The 16,343-nt window shown below is 62.2% G+C and carries 18 protein-coding genes; 8 read left to right on the top strand and 10 right to left on the bottom strand.

The window, feature by feature from the left end; all coding sequences use genetic code 11:
* Nucleotides 1–76: 76 nt before the first annotated feature.
* From NB069_RS05475 to NB069_RS05430, 10 genes are all read right to left on the bottom strand, one after another.
* Entirely contained in the window at nt 77–469 is a 393-nt protein-coding gene (locus NB069_RS05475; protein ID WP_250588307.1) for a cell envelope integrity TolA C-terminal domain-containing protein, read from the bottom strand.
* Between the two features lie 307 nt (nt 470–776).
* Nucleotides 777–1,232 (bottom strand): hydrogenase maturation peptidase HycI, encoded by a 456-nt coding sequence (gene hycI, locus NB069_RS05470; RefSeq protein WP_250588305.1) that lies wholly within the window; start codon nt 1,230–1,232, stop codon nt 777–779.
* On the bottom strand, nt 1,225–1,635 hold the full coding sequence (locus tag NB069_RS05465) for a formate hydrogenlyase maturation HycH family protein (protein ID WP_250589455.1): 411 nt from the start codon (nt 1,633–1,635) through the stop codon (nt 1,225–1,227). The genes hycI and NB069_RS05465 overlap by 8 nt, the downstream gene beginning before the upstream one ends.
* Nucleotides 1,635–2,399, bottom strand: coding sequence for an NADH-quinone oxidoreductase subunit B family protein (locus tag NB069_RS05460; RefSeq protein ID WP_250588303.1), 765 nt, complete (start codon nt 2,397–2,399; stop codon nt 1,635–1,637). Before NB069_RS05460 ends, NB069_RS05465 begins: the two co-directional genes overlap by 1 nt.
* Nucleotides 2,396–2,941: a formate hydrogenlyase complex iron-sulfur subunit gene (locus NB069_RS05455; protein WP_250588301.1), complete on the bottom strand. Its 546-nt coding sequence runs from the start codon at nt 2,939–2,941 to the stop codon at nt 2,396–2,398. The genes NB069_RS05460 and NB069_RS05455 overlap by 4 nt, the downstream gene beginning before the upstream one ends.
* Nucleotides 2,942–2,950: 9 nt before the next feature.
* Nucleotides 2,951–4,660, bottom strand: a complete 1,710-nt coding sequence (locus NB069_RS05450) for an NADH-quinone oxidoreductase subunit C (RefSeq protein ID WP_250588299.1) — start codon at nt 4,658–4,660, stop codon at nt 2,951–2,953.
* 15 nt (nt 4,661–4,675) lie between these two features.
* Entirely contained in the window at nt 4,676–5,599 is a 924-nt protein-coding gene (locus tag NB069_RS05445; protein WP_250588298.1) for a respiratory chain complex I subunit 1 family protein, read from the bottom strand.
* A gap of 2 nt (nt 5,600–5,601) precedes the next feature.
* The gene (gene hycC / locus NB069_RS05440; protein WP_250588296.1) at nt 5,602–7,434 is read right to left on the bottom strand and encodes a formate hydrogenlyase subunit 3; all 1,833 of its coding nucleotides are present in this window, start codon (nt 7,432–7,434) and stop codon (nt 5,602–5,604) included.
* Nucleotides 7,434–8,039, bottom strand: a complete 606-nt coding sequence (locus NB069_RS05435) for a 4Fe-4S dicluster domain-containing protein (protein ID WP_250588295.1) — start codon at nt 8,037–8,039, stop codon at nt 7,434–7,436. Before NB069_RS05435 ends, hycC begins: the two co-directional genes overlap by 1 nt.
* 77 nt (nt 8,040–8,116) lie before the next feature.
* On the bottom strand, nt 8,117–8,575 hold the full coding sequence (locus NB069_RS05430; protein ID WP_250588293.1) for a transcriptional regulator: 459 nt from the start codon (nt 8,573–8,575) through the stop codon (nt 8,117–8,119).
* 232 nt (nt 8,576–8,807) lie between these two features.
* On the opposite strand from NB069_RS05430, the gene hypA reads away from it, so the two are divergent.
* The 8 genes from hypA to NB069_RS05390 all read left to right on the top strand — a co-directional run bounded on the left by hypA (nt 8,808) and on the right by NB069_RS05390 (nt 16,337).
* Nucleotides 8,808–9,158 (top strand): hydrogenase maturation nickel metallochaperone HypA, encoded by a 351-nt coding sequence (hypA, locus tag NB069_RS05425; RefSeq protein WP_250588278.1) that lies wholly within the window; start codon nt 8,808–8,810, stop codon nt 9,156–9,158.
* A gap of 3 nt (nt 9,159–9,161) precedes the next feature.
* Nucleotides 9,162–10,034: a hydrogenase nickel incorporation protein HypB gene (hypB, locus tag NB069_RS05420; RefSeq protein ID WP_250588276.1), complete on the top strand. Its 873-nt coding sequence runs from the start codon at nt 9,162–9,164 to the stop codon at nt 10,032–10,034.
* Nucleotides 10,025–10,303, top strand: a complete 279-nt coding sequence (locus tag NB069_RS05415) for a HypC/HybG/HupF family hydrogenase formation chaperone (protein ID WP_250588274.1) — start codon at nt 10,025–10,027, stop codon at nt 10,301–10,303. Before hypB ends, NB069_RS05415 begins: the two co-directional genes overlap by 10 nt.
* A complete protein-coding gene (gene hypD / locus NB069_RS05410; RefSeq protein ID WP_250588272.1) occupies nt 10,303–11,424 on the top strand; it encodes a hydrogenase formation protein HypD in 1,122 nt (373 codons plus the stop codon). The genes NB069_RS05415 and hypD overlap by 1 nt, the downstream gene beginning before the upstream one ends.
* On the top strand, nt 11,421–12,431 hold the full coding sequence (gene hypE / locus NB069_RS05405; RefSeq protein ID WP_250588270.1) for a hydrogenase expression/formation protein HypE: 1,011 nt from the start codon (nt 11,421–11,423) through the stop codon (nt 12,429–12,431). The genes hypD and hypE overlap by 4 nt, the downstream gene beginning before the upstream one ends.
* Before the next feature lie 51 nt (nt 12,432–12,482).
* Nucleotides 12,483–14,567 (top strand): formate hydrogenlyase transcriptional activator FlhA, encoded by a 2,085-nt coding sequence (flhA, locus tag NB069_RS05400; protein WP_250588268.1) that lies wholly within the window; start codon nt 12,483–12,485, stop codon nt 14,565–14,567.
* 48 nt (nt 14,568–14,615) lie between these two features.
* Nucleotides 14,616–15,260 carry an enterobactin synthase subunit EntD gene (gene entD / locus NB069_RS05395; RefSeq protein WP_250588266.1) on the top strand — a complete coding sequence of 215 codons (645 nt, stop codon included), beginning with the start codon at nt 14,616–14,618 and terminating at the stop codon, nt 15,258–15,260.
* Between the two features lie 135 nt (nt 15,261–15,395).
* Nucleotides 15,396–16,337: a D-ribose ABC transporter substrate-binding protein gene (locus NB069_RS05390; protein ID WP_250588264.1), complete on the top strand. Its 942-nt coding sequence runs from the start codon at nt 15,396–15,398 to the stop codon at nt 16,335–16,337.
* The last annotated feature ends 6 nt before the right edge of the window (nt 16,338–16,343 follow it).

The raw sequence follows: 16,343 nt of genomic DNA, 5'->3' as shown, positions 1-16,343 counted from the left end.
TATGAGCATTACCAGCTCCCCTCTAATTAATGTAGTGCGGACTTAGCAACGTCCGCTCCTGGCACAAATCGGCCCCTTAACGATAATCCTCCACCTGCCCCTCCATATCAAACCTGGATCTCTGAAAATCCCGATACACCTCCGGATTTGTAAATGCCGGGAACGTCGCTTTTTGGGCTGCCACTTTTACCGCCTCACAATACTCTTTGTTACCTCTGCTGGTTGATACCTTCAAAGCCCTACCATCCTTCGCAAACTCCATATGCAACCTACATTTCTTGCCCTTCCAGCGTTCTGGTTCAGCGATTTGTTCCTCAATCGCCGCCTTAATCCCCCGCGCCTGCTCGCCCCATTCATCCTGGTCGTCCCAGCGACCAGAACCGCAACTGCCCAATGCTGTGGTTTTATGGCAGCCAGAAGGATGTAACGGCGCACAACCCGCCGCCAGGCTGACCACAACGGCAAGCATAAATATCTTCCCTGCACTTTCACGCAACCTCACGCCTAACTCCCATTCTCATATACCCGTCAAAATTAATTTCGGTTTACCACTTCACGAAAATCAGAACAAATAAAAAAACAAGGCACGGTAAGGCGTAAGCCGCCTACGGGTATTTTAGAGAGGTACTCGCAATCAGCAACCTGGTTTAAATATTGTGCTCGCTTCCGCCGGGCGGCGGCTGGCGCCTTGCACGGCCTACAAAACCCGCTCTATCAATAAGTAGGCCCGGTCAGGCGCTAGCCGCCACCGGGCATTTTTCCTTCGTGGTTACGCGCTACAACTCCCCAAACACCCCAACCCCATCCCGGTCAACCAGACTCTCATAAACCCTCTCAACAGCCGCCTTCACCTTCTCCGTCATCGGATAATAAAACCCCACAATATCCGGCTGGATCCCTAAGAAAATCACCTCCCCCACATCCCCGCGCAGCTGATCCACCAGATAGTTCAGCGGCATATTGTGGGTCGTCATCATAAACATCTCGGCGATGTCGTCCGGGTCGATGCGGCGGATTTCGCCGGGGTTAAGCCCCATGTCGGTGGCATCCACAATCAGCAGTCGCGCCGGGCGCTGCTCGCGGATCGCCACGATGTCGTTCTCCGGGGCGCTGCCGCCGTCGAACACCACCCAGTCGCCGCGCGGCGCTTCCCGGCACATCCCGGCCAGCAGCGGACCAGCGCCGTCGTCGCCCATCATGCTGTTGCCGACGCAGAGTAATACATCAGTCACGTTGCCTCCTCACCATCAGGTAGATGGCGTTTTCCTGGTGAATGGCGTGGAGCATCACGAGTAAAGCCTCGCTCCACGCCTGCTGCTGTGCCGTCTGGCGCGCGATTGCGGCATCGAAGGCGCTGGCCAGCATCACGATATGATTACTGTCGATGACGAGCTCCCCGTAGCGCGGCACGCCCTCCATTTTGCGCCGCGCCTCGCTCCCCGCTTCCAGAGTGGCGATCCAGTCCAGATAGGCGTCCCACGGGCAGGTGAGCGCCGCCTCCAGGCAGTCGATCACCCCCAGATGGTGGCCGATGGCCAGCCCGTAGTAGATCACCTGCTGGGCATCGGCGGGAGTGTCGTCATTCTGGTCAATGAACTTGCGGCTGAGCTGGCTAAATACCACCGTCTCACTCATCACACACGCTCCTGCCCGACCACCTCAATGAGGTTGGCGACGATCTCGTTCAGGCGCGGATCGTTCTCGTGCGCCAGCCAGCGGGCCACGCTCTCGTCGCCCTCGATCAGATGACGCATAAAGTCGTCGGCGATCTGGCGGCCATAGCGGTAGCCCGCCAGGCGGCGCGCGGCGCGGTCGATGCGCACCCGCAGCGGCTGCACCATCTCCGGATGCAGGAGTTCGGCGGGCTGGTTGTCCAGCGCCCCCGGCTCCCGGGCGTGGATTTTTTGCTCCAGCAGCCCCAGCGCCATGGCAAAGCCGTACAGAGTCGCGGCTGGCGACGGCGGGCAGCCGGGGATGTAGACGTCCACCGGGACGATTTTGTCGGTGCCGCCCCAGACACAGTACAGGTCGTGGAAGATGCCGCCGGAGTTGCCGCAGGCCCCGTAGGAGATGCAGATCTTCGGATCGGGGGCCGACTCCCACGCCCGCAGCGCCGGGGAGCGCATGGCGCGGGTCACCGCCCCGGTGAACAGCAGAATGTCGGCGTGGCGCGGGGATGGCACCACCTTGATGCCGAAGCGCTCGGTGTCGAAGATCGGCGACAGGGTGGCGAAGATCTCGATCTCGCAGCCGTTGCAGCCGCCGCAGTCCACGCGGTAGACGTAGGCGGAGCGTTTGATTTTTTTCAGCAGCGAGGCCTTCATGCTGGCGATGGACTCGTCCACCGTCACCGGGACCGGCATCCCCTGCTCGTTACGTGGCCCTAACAGTTCGCTCATCGTGTCGCTTCCTCCATTTCCCGGGTCAGCTGGATTTTGTCCGCCGGGGTTAGCCCCTGCAGGCGCTTGCAGTCCGGGCAGGTTTCAAAACTCTCGCGATGCGATTCGGCGCGCTGGTCGCCGTTGTGGCGCAGCAGGGCAATCGCGTAATCAATTTCTTTCTGTACCGCGTACGGGCGCTTGCACACCCGGCAGTGGCAGATGTCAAAGCGCGACTGCTGCAGGAAATCCGCTTTGCTCCACACCGCCAGCTCGTACTCCTGAGAGAGCTTAATGGCGGTGGTCGGGCACACCTCTTCGCAGCGGCCGCAGAAGATGCAGCGCCCGAGGTTGAACTGCCAGGTCAGCTGGCCGAACTGCAGATCCGTCTCCACCGTCAGGGCGTTGGACGGGCAGGCGTTCACGCAGGCCGCGCAGCCGATACACTGCTGCGGGTCGTGCTCCGGCTTGCCGCGCAGATTTTTATCCACCGCAATGGGCTGAAGGGGATACGACTCCGTGACCGTGCCGGTTTTGATCGCTTTTTTGATAAAGGTAAACATGGCCAGTCCTTATTTCAGCGGCGAGTTCTTGCGTTCAATGCTGTAGCGCTCCAGCTCCTTGTACGGAACCACCTGGCTTTTCTTCTTGCGCACGTCCACCACCGTCATGCGGTCGGTGCAGGAGTAGCACGGGTCGAGGCTGCCGATAATCAGCGGCGCGTCGGAGACGGTGTTGCCGCGCAGCATGTAGCGCAGGGTCGGCCAGTTGGCGTAGGTGGCCGCCCGGCAGCGCCAGCGCCAGAGCTTCTGGTTGTCGCCGGTCATGCTCCAGTGGATATCATCCCCGCGCGGCGCCTCGCTGAAGCCCAGCGCAAAGCGGTTCGGGATGTAGGTGAAGCCCTCCACCATCAGCGCGCCGCCCGGCAGGTTATCCAGGCCGAAGTCGATCATGTTCAGGGCGGTGAAGACCTCGTTGATGCGCACCTTCAGGCGGGAAATCACGTCGCAGCCCTGCCCGCTGTGGACTTCCATCGGCAGCAGGCCGTAACCGACAAACGGGTGATCGGCGCGGGTGTCGCGGGCGTGGCCGCTGGCGCGCACCATCGGGCCGACGTTGCTGAAGTCCCGGGCGATCTGCGGGTCGAGGCGGCCGATGCCGACGGTGCGCTGTTCGATATTCGGGGTGCTCATCAGAATATCCACCAGATCCTGCACCTCGCGGCGCATCTGCTGGGCCAGCAGGCGGGTGGCGATCATGTCCTCTTTCAGCAGGTCGCGGCGGATGCCGCCGATCAGGTTCAGGCCGTAGGTTTTACGCGCCCCGGTGAGGATCTCCGCCATCTTCATGGAGGTTTCGCGCACGCGGAAGAACTGCATAAAGCCGGAGTCAAACCCGACAAAGTGGCAGGCCAGGCCGAGGTTGAGCAGGTGCGAGTGCAGGCGCTCCACCTCCAGCAGGATGGCGCGGATCATCTGGGCGCGCTCCGGCACCACAATCCCCATCGCGTTCTCCACCGAGGTGGTGTAGGCGGTGCTGTGGGCGAAGCCGCAGATGCCGCAGACGCGGTCGGAGAGGAAGGTTACTTCGTTGTAGCCCATCCGGGTTTCGGCCAGCTTCTCCATGCCGCGATGGACGTAGAACAGGCGGTAGTCGGCGTCGATGATGTTCTCGCCGTCGACGAACAGGCGGAAGTGGCCCGGTTCATCAGAGGTGACGTGCAGCGGGCCAATGGGCACCACGTTATTTTTCTTGTCCCCGAGCTCGTTGATGAACGCGTAGGTCTCTTTGTCGGTGGTCGGGGCCGGGCGCTGACGGTAATCCATGCTGTCTTTACGCAGCGGATAGAGTTCGTCCGGCCAGTCGTCCGGCAGCACCAGGCGGCGCTCGTCCGGCAGCCCGACCGGGATCAGGCCGTACATGTCGCGCACTTCGCGCTCGCCCCAGACGGCAGCAGGCACGCGCGGGGTGACGGACGGGAACTCCGGCTTATCGGCGTCCACCTCCACGCGTACGGTGAGCCAGCAGCGGGTTCCCTGCTCCATCGACAGCACGTAGTAGACGGCGTAGCTGCCGCAGAGCTGGCGTTCGTCGTTACCAAACAGCACCGACAGCCAGCCGCCCTGCTGGTAATACAAAAACTCCACCACTTCCGGCAGGTAGTTAATTTTCACCGTGACGGTGATCTGGTCTTTGGTCTGCCAGGCTTCATCCAGCACCACGCCAGGAAAGGCCTGATGCAGGGCGGCGAGATAGTGTTGACCAACTTTTTCTTCAGACATGGGTATTCTCTACAGTCACGCCGCCAGCAAGGAGACGAAAGCTAAAAATGCCAGACCGAAACCGGTCCAGGTAATCCGTGAGGTGGCGTTAAAGCGCAGGCGCGCCATGCTGTTTTCAAACAGGGCGATCACCAGCACGCCCGCCACCAGCTTGACCACGGCGATGACCACCGCCAGCAGCAGGCCGCCGATGGAGAACTGCGTCATCTGCCCCCAGGGGATAAACACCCCGACGAACATCTGCAGCACCACCAGCTGTTTCAGGCTGATGCCCCACTTGAGCAGGGCAAAGCCCGCCCCGCTGTACTCCGACAGCGGCCCCTCCTGCAATTCCTGCTCCGCTTCGGCGAGGTCAAACGGCAGCTTGCCCATCTCGATAAAGGTGGCGAACGCGCAGGCGCACAGAGCAAGTACCAGCGTCACGCTGTGCGCTGCGGGCCAGTGGTAAATGGTCTGCGTTACCGCGCTGATGTGGGTGGTGCCCGCCACCTGGGCGGCAACCCACAGGCCGAGCAGCAGGATCGGCTCCACCAGCACGCCGAGCATCGCTTCGCGGCTGGCGCCGATCCCGGTGAACGGGCTGCCGGTATCCAGCCCGGCGATGGCAAAGAAGAAGCGCGCGATGGCGAAGAGGTAGATAAGCGTTATCAGATCCCCGAGAGCAGGCAGCGGCGAGGCCAGCGTAATCACCGGCAGCGCCGAGGCGATGGCAAACATCACCCCCACCATCACGAAGGGCATCAGGCGGAACACCCAGCCCGCGGCGGCAGGCGCCACGCTCTGGCGGCCCAGCAGCTTGATGAGATCCCGGTACTCCTGGAAAATATCCGGCCCGCGACGGGTGTGCATTCGGGCGCGGGCCACGCGGGTGATGCCAGCCAGCAGCGGCGCGAGGGCAAACAGCACCAGCGCCTGAATCAGGGCGTATATCAAAGTCATGTTCAGGCTCCTCGGGAGATGACAACCACCACCAGCACCGCCAGCTCAATCAGGGCGATACGGTGGACCAGCACGGCGGTGCAGTCGCACTGCCAGCCGGGGATAAAGCGAACCGGGTTGAGCCATTTGCGCAGCTTCAGCACCGGGGCGAAGGACTCCTTAACCGGCATGGCAAAACCGTGGGCGGTGATCACCATCGACTGCTCGTGATCGTACCCGCACACCCAGGCGAAGCCCCGGGAGCGGTTCGGCAGGCGGTTGCCTTTGAACAGCACCAGCACGATAAAGGGCAGCAGCAGCCCCGCCAGCAGCAGGAGGGTGATCATCGGCTGGGAGACGGTGTTCACCGCCCCGCCGTTCACCGGGAACAGGCGGCTGATCATTGGCAGGAACCAGGGCGCAGCCACGCCCCCCGCCACGCAGCAGAGCGCCGCCAGCAGGGTGCTGAAGGTCATCATCGCGGGGGCGCAGCGGGCGTTTTCAGCCTCCGGGGTGCGCGGTGCGCCGAGGAAGGTGACGCCGTAGACTTTCGCCATACACATCACCGCCAGCGCGCCGGTGATCGCCAGGCCCGTCGCCAGCAACGGCCCCAGCAGGCGGGCGATAAAGGCCTCGTGGCCGCCGAGGTTAAAGAAGGACTGGTAGATCACCCACTCCCCGGCAAAGCCGTTCAGCGGCGGCAGCGCCGCCATCGCCATCAGCCCGACCAGCATCGAGAGCGAGATCAGCGGCATTTTTTTGCCGATGCCGCCCAGCTTCTCGATATCGCGATGGCCGGTGCGATACCTCACCGCCCCCGCGCCGAGGAACAGCGTGGTTTTAAACAGGCCGTGGTTCACCAGGTGGTAGAGCCCGCCGGTAAAGCCCAGCGCCATCAGCAGCGGGCTGCGCAGCGCAATGCCGGTGACGCCCGCGCCCAGGCCGAGCAGGATGATGCCGATGTTCTCCAGGGTGTGGTACGCCAGCAGGCGCTGGATGTTGTGCTCCATCAGGGCGTACAGGCCACCGACAAAGGCGGTGATCATGCCCATCACCAGCAGCAGCACCCCGAGCCACAGCGGCGGCAGCGCCCCGCTGAGGGCGACGGTCAGCATGCCGTAGAGGCCCACCTTCATCACCACCGTGGAGAAGAGCGCCGCAGCCGGGGCGCTGGCGTTAGCGTGCGCCTGAGGTGCCCAGCCGTGCAGCGGAATCACCCCCGCCAGCAGGCCAAAGCCCGCCAGCCCCGGCAGCCAGACGCTGGCCCCCGGCGCCTGCGCAGAGGCCATCGCCCCCATCGCCGCGAAATCCAGGGTGCCGTAGTAGCGCCACGCCTGCCAGCAGGCGAAGGCCAGCAGCAGCGTGCCCAGACGCCCCAGCACAAACCACAGCTTGCCGGACCTGGCGCAGCCGGTAAGAAACGCGCCGCACAGGGCCATGATCTCCGCCATCACCACCAGCCAGCCGAGGTTATCGACCATGATCGCCGCCACGGCGGTGGCCATCAGCAGGTTGGTCAGCAGGCCGTTGCTTTTAGCCTGCGGATGGCGGAGCCAGGCGACGGTATAGAGGCTGATGAGAAACGCCGGCAGGCCGATGGCGATAAGCCAGACCGCACGGATGCCGCTCATCTGCATGCCGATGTGCAGCCAGGCCATCTCCCCCTGCTGCACCGCAAGCTGCGGCGCGGCCAGTAGCGAAATCGCCCCCGCCATCACCGCCATGGCGCTGGCAATCGCCCCGCCAAAGCCGGTGATGGCGCCGCTGAGGGTGCGGCTGGCGCTGAACACCAGCGCCAGCACGGCGCTAACCACATACCACTCCAGCGCCTGGTTAATTAACGAAAAGACAGTCATCAGCGCTCTCCTTGTTGCGACTGGAACAACGACAGATCGCCCAGATTGGTATTGATCGTCAGCTCGCGTTTGCGCTTGCTGGCGCGGGCGATGTCCTGGTTATTCACCAGACGCAGGGATTTGGTCGGGCAGGTGCGCACGCACGCCGGGCCGTCCGGATCGAAGTGGCACAGGTCGCACTTCACCGCGATAGCGCGCACGCCCGGCACCCAGTCGAGGAACGGGCTGACGCGGGCCGGGGCCGGGGGGGCCATCGGCGCTTTGCTGGTGTTGCTGTTGGCGGGGATCGCAAGCGGGCGACTGCCGGCAAACTCGATGGCGCCAAACGGACAGGCGATGCCGCACAGCTTGCAGCTGACGCACAGGCTTTCATTCAGCTGGATAGCGCCGTCGGCGCGGGTGATGGCGTTAACCGGGCAGACCTGGGCGCAGGGGGCGTCTTCGCAGTGATGACACAGCTGCGGCGCGGAGTCTTTACTGTTACGCACCACTTTCAGCCGCGGCTGGCTTTGCAGGCCATGCAGGCGATGGTTTTCTGAACAGGCCGCCTCACAGGTGTGGCAGCCGATACAGAGCGAGGGATCAGCAATTACAAAACGATTCACCTGGTTTCCTCTGGTGATAGTCATTTTTGACGAAAAACGGGCGGAAGTGTCATTTTCGACACCTGTCGACACCCGGCTCAGACCGCAGCATGGTGCTGCGCGAGTACGGCGAGGGTCAGGGATTCGCCGCGTTGCGTTGCCTGGTAAAGCGCGGCGTAAACCCCGCTGATTTTATTCAGGAAATGGTTCAGCACCGCCTCGCGCTGGTCGATGTTGATCTCCTCGTCCAGCATGCCGTCGTCGCTCAGACGGGCGCGGCCAATCAGCACGCTCTCGGGGTTGTCGCGCACTTCGACGGTGTAATTGAAGATATGGCCGTTGAACGCCTGCTCGGGCGTGACGCGGATAAGGAAGTGGTCGAACAGCCAGAAGCCAAGCCCGCTGTCGGTGTTGCAGCCCACGGTAAGGTGCAGGCTGGCTTTAGAGAGGGTGATGGCCTGAATCAACGAATTGCCGTAGTGGTTCCAGTGGGAACGAAGTACCCGCTGCTGTCCGGCGATGATATTGGCTTTCTCACTGAGTTCGGAAAGTGTCATGTGACGTACCTGATGCGTAATGTGTAAAGAGTTGGCTTCCCTAAGCACGTTTCATGCCATTTTTTAATTATTTGATTTTTAAAAGAAATAAATTTTTAAGCCGCCACAATCACAATAAATGACATGTCATTTCGTCATCTTTGACCGCGCGCCCTGCCCGCTTTCGTCCTTCGCCGCCAAAACATGGCATCAATATTGCTTTATCCGGCCAGACTTCACCGGGAACAGCACAATGCACGAAATCACCCTCTGCCAGCAGGCGCTGGAATTGATCGAAAAACAGGCCCATCAGCATCAGGCGAAACGCGTGACGGGGGTCTGGCTGCGCGTCGGGGCGTTCTCCTGCGTGGAGAGCAGCGCCCTGCAGTTTTGTTTTGAGCTGGTATGCCGGGAGACGGTTGCCGAAGGCTGCGCCCTGCATCTCGACGAGCAGCAGGCGGAATGCTGGTGTCAGGACTGCAACGCGTACGTCGAGCTGGTGACCCACCGCGTACGCCTCTGCCCGCAGTGCGGCGGGGCAAACCTGAATATCGTCGCCGACGACGGGCTGCATATCATGCGTCTGGAAATTGAACAGGAGTAAACCATGTGTACCACCTGCGGTTGCGATCGGGGCAACCTCTGTATTGAAGGCGACGAGCATAACCCTCACTCTGCTTTTCGCAGCGCGCCCTTTGCGCCAGCCACGCGCCCGGCGCTGCGCATCACCCGCGTCGACGCCCGGGCTTTTGCCCCGGCAGAGCCGCTGGCAGGCCAGCTGGATTACGGCCACGGCGAAGCGGGGACCCACGCCCCCGGCCTCAGCCAGCGCAAAATGGTTGAAATCGAGATGGATGTGCTGGGCAAAAATAATGGTATTGCCCGGCGCAACCGCACCCTGTTCAGCGCCCGCAGGCAGCTGGCGCTGAATCTGGTCTCCAGCCCCGGCTCCGGTAAAACCACCCTGCTGACCGAGACCCTAAAGCGCCTGCAGCAGCGCGTGCCCTGCGCGGTGATCGAAGGCGATCAGCAGACCGTCAACGACGCCGAGCGGATCCGCGCCACCGGCACCCCGGCCATCCAGGTGAACACCGGCAAGGGCTGTCACCTCGACGCGCAGATGATCGGGGATGCGATGACGCGCCTGCCGCTGGCGGATGGCGGGATCATGTTTATTGAGAACGTCGGCAATTTGGTCTGCCCGGCCAGCTTCGATCTCGGCGAGCGCCATAAGGTGGCGGTGCTTTCCGTCACCGAGGGGGAGGACAAACCGCTCAAGTACCCGCATATGTTCGCCGCCGCGTCCGTCATGCTGCTCAACAAGGTGGACCTGCTGCCCTACCTGAACTTTGACGTGGAAAAATGCCTCGCCGCCGCCCGGGAAGTGAACCCGGACATTGAGATTCTGTTAGTCTCCGCCACCCGGGGCGACGGGATGGACGCCTGGCTTGCCTGGCTGGAGGCGCAACGATGTGCATAGGGGTTCCAGGAAAAATCAGCGCCATTCATGATGGGATGCTGGCCAGCGTCGAGGTCTGCGGCGTGCTGCGCGACGTGGATCTGACCCTCGTTGGCGATTGCGACGAAAACGGCCGCAGCCGCCTCGGGCAGTGGGTGCTGGTCCACGTTGGCTTTGCCATGAGCGTGATTGACGAGGCGGAGGCGCTGGACACCCTCGCCGCCCTGCAAAACATGTTTGAGGTGGAGCCGGACGTCGGGTCGCTGCTGTTTGGCGAGGAGCGTCGCTGATGCGCTTTGTTGATGAATACCGCGACCCGCAGAAGGTGATGCAGCTGATCGCGGCCCTCAAGGCCCGGGCCGGACTGCTGAGCTACACCGCCGCGCGTCCGCTGCGCATTATGGAGGTGTGCGGCGGGCACACCCACGCCATCTTTAAGTTCGGGCTGGACCAGCTCCTGCCCGACAACATCGAGTTTATTCACGGCCCCGGCTGTCCGGTGTGCGTCCTGCCGATGGGGCGGATCGACACCTGCATCGAAATCGCCAGCCACCCGGAGGTGATCTTCTGCACCTTCGGTGACGCGATGCGGGTGCCGGGGCAACACGGTTCGCTGCTGGATGCCCGGATGCGCGGGGCGGACGTGCGGATCATCTACTCCCCCGCCGACGCCCTGAAGCTGGCCCGGCAGAACCCGGATCGCAAAGTGGTCTTCTTCGGGCTGGGGTTTGAAACCACCATGCCCGCCACCGCCCTGACCCTGCGCCAGGCAAAAGCGCTTAACGTGCAGAACTTCTTCTTTTTCTGCCAGCACATCACGCTGATCCCGGTGCTGAAAAGCCTGCTGGCGCAGCCGGAAAACGGCATCGACGCTTTCCTGGCCCCCGGCCACGTCAGCATGGTGATTGGCACCCACGCCTACGATTTTATCGCCGCCGATCACCAGCGCCCGCTGGCGGTGGCCGGTTTTGAGCCGGTAGATTTGTTGCAGGGCGTGCTGATGCTGGTGGAGCAGAAGATCGCCGGCGTCAGCCAGGTGGAGAATCAGTACCGCCGTATCGTGCCGGAAGCGGGCAACGCCGTGGCCCAGGCCGCCATCGCCGAGGTGTTTGGCGTGGAAGGCGACAGCGAATGGCGCGGGCTGGGGGTGATCGCCCTCTCCGGGGTGCATCTTACCGAAGGGTATCGCCGGTTTGACGCCGAGCGTCACTTCCGCCCCCGGGCGCAGGCGGTGTGCGACGACCCCGACGCGCGCTGCGGCGAGGTGTTGACCGGACGCTGCAAACCGGCCCAGTGCCCGCTGTTTGGCGGGAAATGTACACCGCAAAGCGCCTTTGGCGCGCTGATGGTCTCATCGGAAGGGGCGTGCAGCGCCTGGTATCAGTACCGTTCTCAGGAGTGTGAAAGTTGAAACAGATTACCCTCGCCCACGGCAGCGGCGGACAGGCGATGCAGCAGCTGATCGGCACGCTTTTTATGCGCGCCTTCAGCAACCCGCTGCTGGATGAACAGGAAGATCAGGCCCGCATTCCGCTGCACGAGCTGACCGCCCACGGCGACCGGCTGGCCTTCTCCACCGACAGCTACGTGATTGACCCACTGTTCTTTCCCGGAGGCGATATCGGCAAGCTGGCGGTCTGCGGCACCGCCAACGACGTGGCGGTAAGCGGCGCTATTCCGCGCTGGCTTTCGTGCGGGTTTATTCTCGAAGAGGGGCTGGAGATGGCGACCCTGGAGCGCATCGTCACCAGCATGGCGAATACGGCGGCAGCGGCGGGCATCAGCATCGTCACCGGCGATACCAAGGTGGTGCCGCGCGGCGCGGCGGATAAGGTGTTTATCAATACCGCCGGTATCGGTTCCGTTCCCGAGGGGGTAAACTGGGGAATGCGCCAGATTCAGGCCGGGGATGTGCTGCTGGTGAGCGGTACCCTCGGCGATCACGGTGCTACCATTCTTAATCTGCGCGAGGGGTTAGGTCTGGAAGGGGATCTGCAAAGCGACTGCGCGGTGCTGACCCCGCTGATTCAGGCCCTGCGCGGCGAGCCCGGCATCAAAGCCCTGCGGGATGCCACCCGTGGCGGCGTAAATGCCGTGGCCCACGAGTTTGCCGCCAGCAGCGGCTGCGGGATTGAAATAGAGGAAGGCAGCCTGCCGGTGAGGCCCGCCGTGCGCGGGGCGTGCGAGCTGCTGGGCCTGGACCCGCTCAACTTTGCCAACGAAGGCAAGCTGGCTATCGTGGTGGAACGCCAGGCCGCCGAACGGGTGCTGGCGCGGCTGCGGGCACATCCGTTGGGAACAAACGCCGCCATTATTGGCGAGGTGGTTGCGCACAAAGGGGTGCGACTCACCGGGCTGTATGGCGTAAAACGGACCCTGAATTTGCCCCACAGCGAGCCACTGCCGCGAATTTGCTGATCCGGGCGGCGCATACGCCGCTCATTTTTCTGGATACTCTGGATATAACGCATGTCGTATACACCCACGAACGATCCTGTCGATCAAGGACTGTTCGATATTACCCGTACCCTGCTGCAACAGACCGATCTTTGCGCCCTGGCGCAGGCGCTGACCCAGCACGTCCGGCAGATAAACCTCGCCGATAACGTCCACATTTTGCTCTGGCAGTCGGCGTCGCGACGGGTTTATCTCTACTGCACCGACGACCAGGGTTGCGACATCCGCTATGAAGATGAGCCGATGCTGGCAAACGGCCCGTTCCGCCGCATGCTTTCGCGCCCGGACGTGCTGCACTGCACGGCGGCGAAATTTAACGAGACCTGGCCGCAGCTTGCCGCCCTCGACCGTTACCCGGCGTTCGCCCACTACTGCCTGACGCCGATTGCCGCCGATGGCCGCATACTGGGCGGCTGCGAGTTTCTGCGCACCCGGGATGAGCCCTGGACCGACGGCGATTTTTCCCGCCTGCAGACCCTGACCCAGGCGGCCGGGCTGGCGCTGGAGCAGATCCAGGCCCGGCTGCACAACAGCGATAACTACGATCTGCTGTGGCGGGAGCGGAACGATTTTCGCCTGCTGGTGGCCATTACCAACGCCGTGCTGTCGAAGCTCGACCTGGATGAACTGGTGATGGAAGTGTCCCGCGAGATCCAGCGCAACTTCGGCATTGATTCCATCAGCATGGTGCTGCGCAGCGACCGCAAAGGGAAGCTTATCGTCTACTCCACCCACTATCTGGATAAAGATGCCCCCCTGCACGACCAGAGCGAGGTGGATGAAAAGGGCACACTGTCTGAAAAAGTGATGCGTAACAAACAGATGCTGATGCTTAACCTGCACCACCGGGATCAGCACGCCCCCTACGAACGCATGCTGTTTGATATGTGGGGCGAGCAGGATCAGACCCTGTGCCTGTTCCCGCTGATGTTCCGCGACCGGGTGCTCGGCACCCTGAAGCTGGCCCAGTGCAAGGCCCAGGTGTTTACCCCCGGCAACATGAAATTGCTGAACCAGATCGCCGAACGTATCGCCATCGCCGTGGATAATGCCCTCTCCTACCGGGAAATCAGTCACCTCAAGGAGCGGCTGATCGACGAAAACCTGGCCCTGACCGAGCAGATCAACAACGTCGCCACCGACTTCGGCGAAATCATTGGCCGCAGCAGCGCCATGATGACGGTGATGAAGCAGGTGGAGATGGTGGCCCAGAGCAACAGCACCGTGCTGATCCTCGGCGAGACCGGCACCGGCAAAGAGCTGATCGCCCGCGCCATCCACAACCTGAGCGGGCGCAGCGACCGCCGGATGGTGAAGATGAACTGCGCGGCAATGCCCGCCGGTCTGCTGGAGAGCGATCTCTTTGGCCACGAGCGCGGGGCCTTTACCGGCGCCAGCGCCCAGCGCATCGGCCGCTTTGAGCTGGCGGACAAAAGCACCCTGTTCCTCGACGAAGTGGGGGACATGCCCATTGAACTTCAACCCAAGCTGCTGCGCGTGCTCCAGGAGCAGGAGTTTGAGCGCCTCGGCAGCAACCGCATCATCCACACCGACGTGCGTCTGATTGCCGCCACCAACCGCGACCTGACGAAGATGGTGGCCGACCGCGAGTTCCGCAGCGATCTCTACTACCGCCTGAACGTCTTCCCGATCTATCTCCCGCCGCTGCGCGAGCGCCCGGAAGATATTCCCCTGCTGGTGAAATCCTTCACCTTCAAGATTGCCCACCGGCTGGGGCGCAACATCGACAGCATTCCGGCGGATACCCTGCGCCAGCTCAGCCGGATGGAGTGGCCGGGCAACGTGCGCGAGCTGGAGAACGTGATTGAGCGGGCGGTGCTGCTCACCCGCGGCAACGTGCTGCAGCTTTCGATGCCGGACATAGATTTCCACCGCGCCAGCAGTGCCGCGCCGGAAATGCCCGTCAGCGACATCCGCGAAGGGGAAGAGGAGTACCAGCACATCGTGCGGGTGCTGAAGGAGACCAACGGGGTGATCGCCGGGCCACGCGGCGCGGCCCAGCGTCTGGGCCTCAAGCGCACCACCCTGCTGTCGCGGATGAAACGCCTGGGGATCGACAAAAACGTCCTCTCCTGAGCCACACCAGGCTAAACTACCTCTCCTTTTGTCCACCGCGAGAAGAATATGCACACTCACCACGCCACATTTCTTCTCGCCGGACAGACCGTTCACCGCATCACCTTCGATCCGGCCACCTTCAGCGACGCCGATCTGCTCTGGCTCCCGCACCACCACCAGCTCGCAGACGCCGGGCGCAAGCGCAAAGCCGACCATCTGGCCGGGCGCATCGCCGCCTTTCATGCTCTGAACCGCCGGGCCGTTCCCGCCATCGGCCCCAGCGGGGAACCCCTGTGGCCTGCGGGGGTCAGCGGCAGCCTCTCCCACAGCGGCACCCAGGCCGTGGCGATTTGCCGCGATAAGGGGATGACAGGTATCGATTGCGAGGCAATCGTCGCTGAAAGCGAAGCCCGCGAGATTCAGGACGGAGTGATTGATGTTCAGGAAGCCCGGGTGCTGGCCGAATGCGGCCTTCCCTTCCCCCTGGCCTTTACCCTGGCGTTCAGCGCCAAAGAGAGCCTGTTCAAAGCGCTCTTCCCTCAGGTGCAGGCCTGGATGGGGTTTGAGTGCGCCCGCGTCACGACGCTGAGCAAGGATACTCTGACCTTAACCCTGACTCGCCCCCTTCCCCCCTTTGCACAAAATCAGGCATTTACCGCGCACTGGCTGCGTTCGGACACCAGGGTTGTCACCCTGATCTGTGATGAATAATTGCTCAGGATCGTGATCCTTTTCTCCTTTTAAACAAATTAGCGGCCTGAACCGTAGACAGTTTAATCAGGCAGACTTATCGTTACATTGAATAATAAATCATTATTGAATAAATATTCAATGTGGAGAAAAAGAATGAACACGACCTTTGTTAAATCCGCTTTACTGGCCTCAATGATCGCCGCTTCCGGCTCCCTGTTTGCCGCCGATAACGGACTCATTGCGATTATTACCCCCTCACACGACAACCCGTTCTTCAAGGCTGAAGCCGACGGCGCGGCGGCGAAGGCGAAAGAGCTGGGTTACACCACCCTTGTCGCCTCCCACGACGATGACGTGAACAAACAGAACCAGCTGATTGAGACCGCTATTGCCCGCAAGGCGAAAGCGATCATTCTGGACAACGCCGGGGCAGATGCCACCGTCGGTCCGCTGGAGAAGGCCAAAGCGGCAGGCGTCCCTGCCTTCCTGATCGATCGTGAAATCAACAAAACCGGCGTGGCGGTGGCGCAGATTGTCTCGAACAACTATCAGGGCGCGCAGCTTGGTGCAGAGAAGTTCGTCAAGCTGCTGGACGGCAAAGGTAAATACGTTGAGCTGCTGGGCCGTCCGTCGGACACCAACGCCAGCGTGCGCTCCCAGGGCTACCACGACGTGATCGACGACTACCCGGACATGAAGATGGTGGCCCAGCAGACCGCCAACTGGAGCCAGACCGAAGCCTTCACCCGTATGGAAGCCATTTTGCAGACCAACCCGGATATCGTGGGCGTGATCTCCGGTAATGACACCATGGCGCTGGGCGCCGAAGCCGCGCTGAAGGCCGCCGGGAAGAACGACGTGATCGTGGTTGGCTTTGACGGCAGCGACTACACCCGCGACTCGATCCTGAAGAAGGGCAACATTAAAGCCACGGTGCTGCAGCCAGGCTGGCAGCAGGCCCAGATGGCCGTTGAGCAGGCCGACTACTACCTGAAAAACGGCAAAGCGCAAAAAGACGAGAAGCAGCTGATGGACTGCGTGCTGATCGATGAGTCCAACGCCAGCAAGCTGAACCTGTTTAACCTCAGCAAATAAGCGGAG

The sequence above is a fragment of the Leclercia adecarboxylata genome, from assembly GCF_023639785.1.
Lineage (GTDB): Bacteria > Pseudomonadota > Gammaproteobacteria > Enterobacterales > Enterobacteriaceae > Enterobacter > Enterobacter adecarboxylatus_D.
This window is presented reverse-complemented; position numbering and strand designations above follow the sequence as displayed.

Coding starts and splice junctions, on each gene's coding strand:
- hycC (WP_250588296.1), bottom strand. CDS start 7,434: ATGACTGTCTTTTCGTTAATTAACCAGGCGCTGGAGTGGTATGTGGTT.
- flhA (WP_250588268.1), top strand. CDS start 12,483: ATGTCGTATACACCCACGAACGATCCTGTCGATCAAGGACTGTTCGAT.
- hypB (WP_250588276.1), top strand. CDS start 9,162: ATGTGTACCACCTGCGGTTGCGATCGGGGCAACCTCTGTATTGAAGGC.
- NB069_RS05460 (WP_250588303.1), bottom strand. CDS start 2,399: ATGAGCGAACTGTTAGGGCCACGTAACGAGCAGGGGATGCCGGTCCCG.
- NB069_RS05465 (WP_250589455.1), bottom strand. CDS start 1,635: ATGAGTGAGACGGTGGTATTTAGCCAGCTCAGCCGCAAGTTCATTGAC.
- hypD (WP_250588272.1), top strand. CDS start 10,303: ATGCGCTTTGTTGATGAATACCGCGACCCGCAGAAGGTGATGCAGCTG.
- NB069_RS05475 (WP_250588307.1), bottom strand. CDS start 469: ATGCTTGCCGTTGTGGTCAGCCTGGCGGCGGGTTGTGCGCCGTTACAT.
- NB069_RS05445 (WP_250588298.1), bottom strand. CDS start 5,599: ATGACTTTGATATACGCCCTGATTCAGGCGCTGGTGCTGTTTGCCCTC.
- NB069_RS05430 (WP_250588293.1), bottom strand. CDS start 8,575: ATGACACTTTCCGAACTCAGTGAGAAAGCCAATATCATCGCCGGACAG.
- NB069_RS05450 (WP_250588299.1), bottom strand. CDS start 4,660: ATGTCTGAAGAAAAAGTTGGTCAACACTATCTCGCCGCCCTGCATCAG.
- hypA (WP_250588278.1), top strand. CDS start 8,808: ATGCACGAAATCACCCTCTGCCAGCAGGCGCTGGAATTGATCGAAAAA.
- NB069_RS05390 (WP_250588264.1), top strand. CDS start 15,396: ATGAACACGACCTTTGTTAAATCCGCTTTACTGGCCTCAATGATCGCC.
- entD (WP_250588266.1), top strand. CDS start 14,616: ATGCACACTCACCACGCCACATTTCTTCTCGCCGGACAGACCGTTCAC.
- NB069_RS05455 (WP_250588301.1), bottom strand. CDS start 2,941: ATGTTTACCTTTATCAAAAAAGCGATCAAAACCGGCACGGTCACGGAG.
- NB069_RS05415 (WP_250588274.1), top strand. CDS start 10,025: ATGTGCATAGGGGTTCCAGGAAAAATCAGCGCCATTCATGATGGGATG.